Here is a 7,441-nt window from a genome sequence, read left to right as displayed (position 1 = left end):
CGCCGCGGCCGAGGCCGCCCGCGCCGCCGCTCCGGTCGCGACCGGCCCGGCCGCCGCCGCCAAGCCGGCCGCGCAGGCCCCGTCGCCGCTGCGCGGCCAGACCCTGCCCATGACCCGGGTGCGCAAGGCGATCGCCAAGCACATGGTGCAGTCGCTGCAGGTGTCGGCGCAGCTCACCACCGTGGTCGAGGTGGATGTCACCCGCCTGATGAAGCTGCGGGCGCGGGCCAAGGACGCGTTCGCCCAGCGCGAGGGCGTCAAGCTCTCCCCGCTGCCGTTCTTCGTCAAGGCCGCCGTCGAGGCCCTCAAGGTCCACCCGGTCCTGAACGCCCGGGTGAACGACGACGACACCATCACCTACCACGACGTCGAGAACATCGGCATCGCGGTGGACACCGAGAAGGGGCTCTTCGTCCCGGTGATCCACGACGCCGGCGACCTCAACATCGCCGGTATCGCCAAGCGGACCGCGGACCTCGCCGCCCGCACCCGTGACGGCGGCCTCAAGCCCGACGAGCTGGCCGGGGGCACCTTCACGGTGACCAACACCGGTTCGCGCGGTGCGCTCTTCGACACCCCGATCCTCAACCAGCCGCAGGTCGGCATGCTGGGCATCGGCGCCACCGTCAAGCGCCCGGTCGTGCTGGAGACCCCGGAGGGCACCACCATCGGCGTCCGCGACATGGTCTACCTGGCCCTGTCGTACGACCACCGGATCGTGGACGGCGCCGACGCCGCCCGCTACCTGGGCACGGTCAAGGCCCGTCTGGAGGAGGGCGCGTTCGAGGGCGACCTCGGGCTGTAAGCCTCCCCCGTCCGGGCAGTGCGCCCCCGGCTCCCGCTGCGGCGGGGCCGGGGGCGCACCCGTTTGCCGGGCGCCCCCGGATATCGCATGCGCGGGCGCGCCCCTGCGGGGATGCTGGTCCCGTGATGTACGAGACGGAGTTCTGGCAGCTGATCGACGACACCCGGGACGCCTCGGCCGGCGACCCGGACGAACACGCCGACCTGCTGGTGGAGCGCCTGGCCGCACTCACCCCCGACGACGTGGTGGACTTCGCCCGCCTCTTCGAGGTCCGGTTCCAGCGGGCCTACCGCTGGGATGTGTGGGGCGCCGCCTATCTGCTGCTGGGCGGCGCGTCCGACGAGGCCTTCGACGCCTTCCGCTGCTGGCTGATCGGCCGCGGCCGGGAGGTCTTCGAGGGCGCGCTGCACGATCCGGACAACCTGGCGGAGCTGCTGCCCGGCTTCGACGAGCAGGAGGACGGCTACGCCGAGGACCTCGGCTTCGCCGCGGACGAGGCGTACGAGCAGCTCACCGGCCAGCCGATGCCGGAACTGGACGTCGCCGAGCCGGCCGAGCCGGAGGGCCGTGCGCTGGACTTCGAGGACCACGTCGTGATGGCCGACCGCTTCCCCCGGCTGTGGGACCGCTACGGCGGCTGAACCCGCCCGGCGGGCTCAGGGCTGCAGCAGCGAGCGGCCCATGCAGACGTCGTCCACATAGGCGCCGTCCAGCAGGAACTCCTCCGGCAGCACACCCTCGACCTGGAAGCCGCACCGCTCGTAGAGCGCCCTGGCCGGCCGGTTGTGGCCAAGCACCCGCAGGGTGATCCGGCGGGCCCCCTCGCCGCGGGCCCGCTCGCAGGCCGCCGCCACCAGTGCCCGGCCGATGCCGTGTCCGCGCAGTTCGCCGTCGACGGCCAGCCCCTGGATCTGCCGCACATGGGCGTTGCTGGCCAGCGGGGTGGACGGCACCACCCGCACGTACCCCGCGATCCTGCCGTCCGCCACCACCGCGACCTGGTACTGGTCGGGACCGTGCCGCTCGTCGAAGAACGGCTCGCCCGCGGGCCGCTGCGGGGCGACGTCGCTCAGCCAGGACCAGCAGCGCCGGTCGAGCTCCCCGAGGGCGCGGTCGTCGTCCGCCACGGCCGAGCGGATCGTCAGTTCGATGTCGGGCATGCGGATCACTCTAACCACGCCGTGTCCGCCACCGGACGGCCGTATCCCGGCCCGGCTGCGAGGATGGACGCATGCGTATCGCTGTCACCGGTTCGTCCGGGCTCATCGGCACCGCTCTGCTCCGCTCGCTGCGGGCCGACGGACACCAGGTGGTCCGGCTGGTCCGGCACCGCCCGCTGGGCGAGGGGGAGGTGTACTGGGACCCGGTGCGGCAGCAGGTGGACACGGCAGGGCTGGCGGGGGTGGAGGCCGTGGTGCACCTGGCCGGCGCGGGGGTGGCCGACCACCGCTGGACGGACTCCTACAAGCAGCGCATCCGGGACAGCCGGGTGCTGGGCACCGCGGCCCTCGCCGAGGCGCTGGCGGAGCTGGCCGTCAAGCCGTCGGTGCTGGTCTCCGGCTCCGCGGTGGGCTTCTACGGGCAGACCGGCGACCGGGTGATCGACGAGGACGCCGCCCCGGGCGACGACTTCCTGGCCCGGGTGTGCCAGGACTGGGAGGAGGCGGCACAGCCGGCCGCCGAGGCCGGGATCCGGGTGGTGCATCCGCGTACCGGACTGGTGGTGGCCTCCGGCGGCGGCGCCTGGGGGCGGATGTTCCCGCTCTTCCGGCTGGGGCTGGGCGGACGGCTGGGGTCGGGGCGGCAGTACTGGTCGTTCATCTCGCTGCGGGACGAGGTGGCGGCGCTGCGCTTCCTGATCGAGCGGGAGGAGCTGAGCGGTCCGGTGAACCTCACCGCCCCCGAGCCGGCGACCAACGCCGAGGTCACCGCTGCGATGGGCCGGGCGCTGCGGCGGCCGACGGTGTTCGCGGTGCCCGAGGCGGCGCTGCGGGTGGCGCTGGGCGAGTTCGCGGTGGAGGTGGTGGGCAGCCACCGGGTGGTGCCGGCCCGGCTGCTGGAGGCGGGGTTCCGCTTCAGCGACCCCACCGTCGACGACGCCGTCCGCGCCGCCCTGACCGCCTCCTGAGGGCGCGCGGGCCTCCCTGCCGCCCCATCCTGCACCTCGTTACCACACGACCTTGCCCTGCACTGGAGTATCGCCGGAAATCCTCCGTTCCCGCCGAATACGGCCGGAAGTCTTTGTCTGGGTCGGTTGTTGACGGGGCATCACCTGTGCGGACCGCATCCCGGTCGCCCGGCCGGAGGGACGTCGGGCACCGAGAAGCAGGGAGGGAGCGACCCGTGCCCGCACACGACCTCACCCACCGCAGCCGCGGCCGCATCGACCCCGATGTGGTGGTCGTGGGCGCCGGACTGGCCGGCCTGGCGGCCGCCCGGCAACTGTGCGCCGCCGGGCTCACCGTGACCGTGCTGGAGTCCGCGCAGCACGTCGGCGGCCGGATGGCCACCGCCGAGGTCGACGGATTCCGCCTGGACCAGGGCAGCCACCTGCTCAACACCTCCTTCCCGGAGCTGTCCCGGGTGCTCGACCTGGACCGGCTGGAGCTGCGCCCGCTGGCGCCCGGGGTGCTGGTGCACTCGGGCGGCCGCCGCTACCGGGTGGGCGATCCGCGCCGCCCGCTCACCCGGCTGGCCGCCGACCGTGCGGCGATCGGCAGTCCGCTGGACAAGGCGCGGCTCGGCGCCGCGCTGGCGCGTCTGGCCGCGACCCCGGCCGCACAGCTGCTGACCCGTCCCGAGCTGACCGCCGCGCAGGCGCTCACGGCCCGCGGCCTGTCCGCACGCGTCGTGGACGGGTTTCTGCGGCCGCTGCTGACCGCGCTGCTCAGCGATCCGGAACTGTCCACCAGCAGCCGCTGCGCCGATCTGGCGCTGCGGGCGTACGCGCGCGGCCGGCTCTGTCTGCCCGCGGCGGGCATCGCCGCGGTGCCGCAGCAACTGGCGGAGGGCCTGCCGCCGGGGACGGTGCGGCTGGGCGTACAGGCCGTGGCGGTGTCGGCGGACGGGGTGGACACCCTGCGGCACGGGCGGGTCCGCGGCCGCAGCGTGGTGCTGGCCACGGACGCGGTGTCCGCGGCCGGGCTGCTGCCCGGGCTGCATCTGCCGGGCTTCCATCCCGTGACGACCTTCTACCACGCCGCTCCGCAGGCCCCCCTCGCCGAGCCGGTGCTGCTGCTCGACGCCGACCGGGAGAGCCCGGTCTCGCACTCCCTGGTGCTCAGCCGGGTGCATCCCTCGTACGCCCCGCCCGGCCAGTCCCTGGTGGCCACCACGGTGCTGGGGCGGCGTTCCTTCGAGGCGGGCGGCCCGGCGGCGCTGGAGCCTGGCGTACGGCGCCGGCTGTCCGAGCTGTACGGGATCTCCACCACCTCCTGGACGTTCCTGACGGTACGTCATGTCGAGCGCGCAGTGCCCGCGATGCCGCCCCCGCACCACTTCCGGCGGCCGGTCCGGGTCATCCGGGGCCTCTATGTCTGCGGTGACCACCGGGACACCAGCACGGTCCAGGGGGCACTGGTCTCGGGCCGCCGTGCGGCCGCGCAGATCCTCCTCGACCTCAAGGTGGCCTCCGTAGCGCGGGCGGCCGCCGCCTGAACGGCCGGGAGTGCGGGGGCGGGCCGGAGCCGCTCCGGCACTCCCGGCGGGGGCCCCGCAGACCCGGCCCCGCCCGCGGGCCGTGCACCGCGACGCGGAGACTGCGCGCCGCGACGCGGTGCCGCCGTCCCGTCAGACGATCCCGGTGGTACGGGCGACCTCCTCGAAGGCCCGGACCACCGGGCTGCCCCGGTACGGGGACAGCCGCCGGTGGAAGTCCCTCAGGTACTCCACCGCCCGCACCGAACGCATCTCGGCCGCCGACCGCAACGCCTCGGTGGCCACCGCGCACGCCTCGTCCACATCGCCCATCCCCAGCCTTGCGGTGGCCAGCACGCTCCGGGAGAAGACCCGGCTGCGGGCGTAGCCCGGCGAGCGCAGCCGGAGCGACTTCTCCGCGTGCTGGGCGCTGAGCCGCCACTGCTGGAGGTCGCGGTAGCAGAGCGCGAACTCCGCGGCGAGCTGCGCCTCGTCGAACGACCGCGCCCAGGAGGGCTGCTCGTCGGCGGGCCGCACCGCCTGCAGGCACCGCTCGGCCCGCACCAGGGCCCCGGTGCAGGAGCGGCTGTCGCCGAGCACTCCGTGGCCGCGGGCCTCGGCGGCGTGCATCAGCGCCTGCACCCCGGACGGGGCGGTGGTGCCGACGCCCTGCTGGGCGACCCTCGCCAGCTGCACCGCCTCCCGGCCGTGCCCCAGATGGACGGCCTGGCGGCTCATGGTGGCCAGGACGTACCCCCCGTACACCCGGTCGTTGGCCGCCTGGGAGAGCCGCAGCGCCTGGACGAAGTAGCGCTGCGCCAGGCCGTGGGCGGCGATGTCGAAGGACGTCCAGCCGGCCAGTCTGGTGAGGTCGGCGACCGCGCCGAACAGGGCCCGCCCGACCGGTTCGCCGTAGCGGCCGCGCAGCATCGGCTCGGCCTCGCTCTCCAGGTAGCGCACCAGCGCCTGGCGGGCATGGCCGCCGCCGTAGGCGTGGTCCAGGGCGCGGAAGAGGTCGCCGACGGCACGTACGGCGGCGACGTCGCCGCGGCCCACCCGGACCCCGCGGCTGTCCCGCTGCGGGTGCGGGGCGGGGTGCTCGGTGTCGGCCTTGATGCCCGGCCTGCCCAGCGCCCCGGGGCGGCGGGCCTGCAGCGGCACCCGTCCGCCCGCGCCGAGCGGCCGGGCGGGTCCGCGCAGCCCGGCGGGGGCCCGCAGCGGGGGGTCGGCGGCCTCGGCCGGATCCTCCCGGGAGACCCGCTCGTCGGTGCGGCCGATCAGCCAGTCGCGGCTGGGCACCACCAGGCCCGCCGGGGTGAAGGCGATCCGGCGCAGCTCGGAGTTGGGCCCGGTGTCCTTGCGCCACATGCTGGAGACGATGTCGACCGCCTCGGCCGGCGTCTCGGCGAACTCCAGGCCCGCGTACACCGGTGCGCAGGCGTCCAGTCCCAGGTCCTGGGCGCCCAGCCGGCGGCCCAGGCGGCGGGTGAACACCTCGGCGATCAGCGCCGGGGTGGCGCCGCGCGGCTGCTGCCCGCGGAGCCAGCGGGTGACCGAGGTCTTGTCGTACCGCAGGTCGAGGCCGTGCTCCAGGCCGAGCTGGTCCACCCTGCGGGCCAGTCCGGCGTGGGAGAACCCGGCCTCCTCGATCAGCTCCGCCAGGCGCTGGTTGTGGGACCGGTCGGCCGCCCGCGGCGAGCCGCCGGGCGCGGGCCGCGGCTCGGCTGCGGGCGGCCGGTCGGCTCGCGGCACAAAGGCCGGTCGGTCGGTTGCGGGCCGTTGGGGCATGTGCGTCAACACCTTCCGAGCGCCGCAGCGGCACGTGACCGTCCCCCGGTGCTGTGCGGCGCCCCCTGTCGGGAACCGGCGTGAATGTAGCGAGGATTCGGGGGCTCCGGCCGGGCCCTCCCAAGCAATCCTCCGAACGGGTGACATGGGTGGACTCGTTGTGAGGAAGGCGGGGCTGTCGGGGTTTGCGCCGTGGTAGCCCTTCTCGCGCCGCTCCGCGCGGCCTCTGCGGGCCGCACAGCGGCCGCTCCGACATGGCTGCCGGCCACACAGCCGCCGAGTACTTCATGGCGTCCGGCCCCATGGGAGCCAAAGCCCGCACTTCCTACCGTTTCCGGCCATGGACACCACATCTGCCCCGCCGCCCGACGGGTCCGGCCCCCGGCCCCTGACCGGCCGGACCGCCCTGGTCACCGGGGCCGCCTCAGGCATCGGCCGGGCCTGCGCGGTGGCGCTCGCCGCCGCCGGGGCCCGGGTGTACGTCGTCGACATCGCCGCGGAGGCGGCCAAGGCGGTCGCCGAGGAGACCGGCGGGACCGCCCATGTCGTCGACCTGTCGGATCCGGCGGCGGTGGACGCCCTCCCCGCCGACGCGGACATCGTGGTCAACAACGCCGGCCTGCAGCATGTGGCGCCGGTGCACGAGTTCCCCCCGGACCGCTTCACCCTGATCCAGCGGGTGATGGTGGAGGCTCCCTTCCGCATCATGCGCCGGACGCTGCCTCACATGTACGCCCAGGAATGGGGACGCATCGTCAACATCTCCTCCGTGCACGGCCTGCGGGCCAGCCCCTACAAGTCGGCCTACGTCACCGCCAAGCACGCCCTGGAGGGGCTGTCCAAGACGGTCGCCCTGGAGGCCGCCCCGTACGGGGTGACCAGCAACTGCATCAACCCCGGCTATGTCCGCACCCCGCTGGTGGAGAACCAGGTCGCCGCCCAGGCGCTGGCCCACGGCATCGGCGAGGACGAGGTGGTGGAGCAGATCATGCTGGAGCGCACCGCGATCAAGCGGCTGATCGAGCCGTCCGAGGTCGCCGAGGCCGCCCTGTGGCTCTGCTCGCCGCACGCCTCCTACGTCACCGGAAGCAGCCTGCCGCTGGACGGCGGCTGGACCGCCCACTGACCCCGCACGCCCTCTCCCCCACCCCCTCCCTCACCAGGACGTGACCCATGGCCAGCAGCAGCACCGCCGGCGGCAGACCCACCCAG

At 74.8% G+C, this 7,441-nt stretch carries 7 protein-coding genes; 5 read left to right on the top strand and 2 right to left on the bottom strand.

From position 1 onward, the window contains the following. Together AOK09_RS26050 and AOK09_RS26045 are read left to right on the top strand one after the other, a co-directional pair. On the top strand, positions 1 to 805 hold an 805-nt coding region (locus AOK09_RS26050; protein WP_175609347.1), incomplete at its 5' end, for a 2-oxo acid dehydrogenase subunit E2. A gap of 125 nt (positions 806 to 930) precedes the next feature. Beyond that, the gene (locus AOK09_RS26045; RefSeq protein WP_055589687.1) at positions 931 to 1,446 is read left to right on the top strand and encodes a DUF4240 domain-containing protein; all 516 of its coding nucleotides are present in this window, start codon (positions 931 to 933) and stop codon (positions 1,444 to 1,446) included. Between the two features lie 15 nt (positions 1,447 to 1,461). Here AOK09_RS26045 and AOK09_RS26040 read toward each other — a convergent pair whose 3' ends face one another. Then, positions 1,462 to 1,965: a GNAT family N-acetyltransferase gene (locus tag AOK09_RS26040; RefSeq protein ID WP_055589686.1), complete on the bottom strand. Its 504-nt coding sequence runs from the start codon at positions 1,963 to 1,965 to the stop codon at positions 1,462 to 1,464. 71 nt (positions 1,966 to 2,036) lie between these two features. Here AOK09_RS26040 and AOK09_RS26035 point away from each other — a divergent pair, with 71 nt between their 5' ends. Together AOK09_RS26035 and AOK09_RS26030 are read left to right on the top strand one after the other, a co-directional pair. Further along, positions 2,037 to 2,933, top strand: a complete 897-nt coding sequence (locus AOK09_RS26035) for a TIGR01777 family oxidoreductase (RefSeq protein WP_055589685.1) — start codon at positions 2,037 to 2,039, stop codon at positions 2,931 to 2,933. A gap of 215 nt (positions 2,934 to 3,148) precedes the next feature. Then, positions 3,149 to 4,462 (top strand): NAD(P)/FAD-dependent oxidoreductase, encoded by a 1,314-nt coding sequence (locus AOK09_RS26030; RefSeq protein ID WP_063796075.1) that lies wholly within the window; start codon positions 3,149 to 3,151, stop codon positions 4,460 to 4,462. A 132-nt stretch (positions 4,463 to 4,594) separates the two neighbouring features. Here the strand turns inward: AOK09_RS26030 and AOK09_RS26025 are convergent, their stop codons facing one another. Continuing rightward, complete coding sequence (locus AOK09_RS26025; RefSeq protein WP_245687483.1) at positions 4,595 to 6,229, bottom strand: regulator; 1,635 nt, start codon at positions 6,227 to 6,229, stop codon at positions 4,595 to 4,597. Positions 6,230 to 6,569: 340 nt separating this feature from the next. Here AOK09_RS26025 and AOK09_RS26020 point away from each other — a divergent pair, with 340 nt between their 5' ends. After that, complete coding sequence (locus AOK09_RS26020) at positions 6,570 to 7,355, top strand: 3-hydroxybutyrate dehydrogenase (RefSeq protein ID WP_055589684.1); 786 nt, start codon at positions 6,570 to 6,572, stop codon at positions 7,353 to 7,355. The last annotated feature ends 86 nt before the right edge of the window (positions 7,356 to 7,441 follow it).

The organism is Peterkaempfera griseoplana (genome assembly GCF_001418575.1).
Classification (GTDB): Bacteria; Actinomycetota; Actinomycetes; order Streptomycetales; family Streptomycetaceae; genus Peterkaempfera; species Peterkaempfera griseoplana.
Note: the sequence above shows the minus strand (reverse complement) of the source record. Positions and strands in the feature narration are given on the sequence as shown.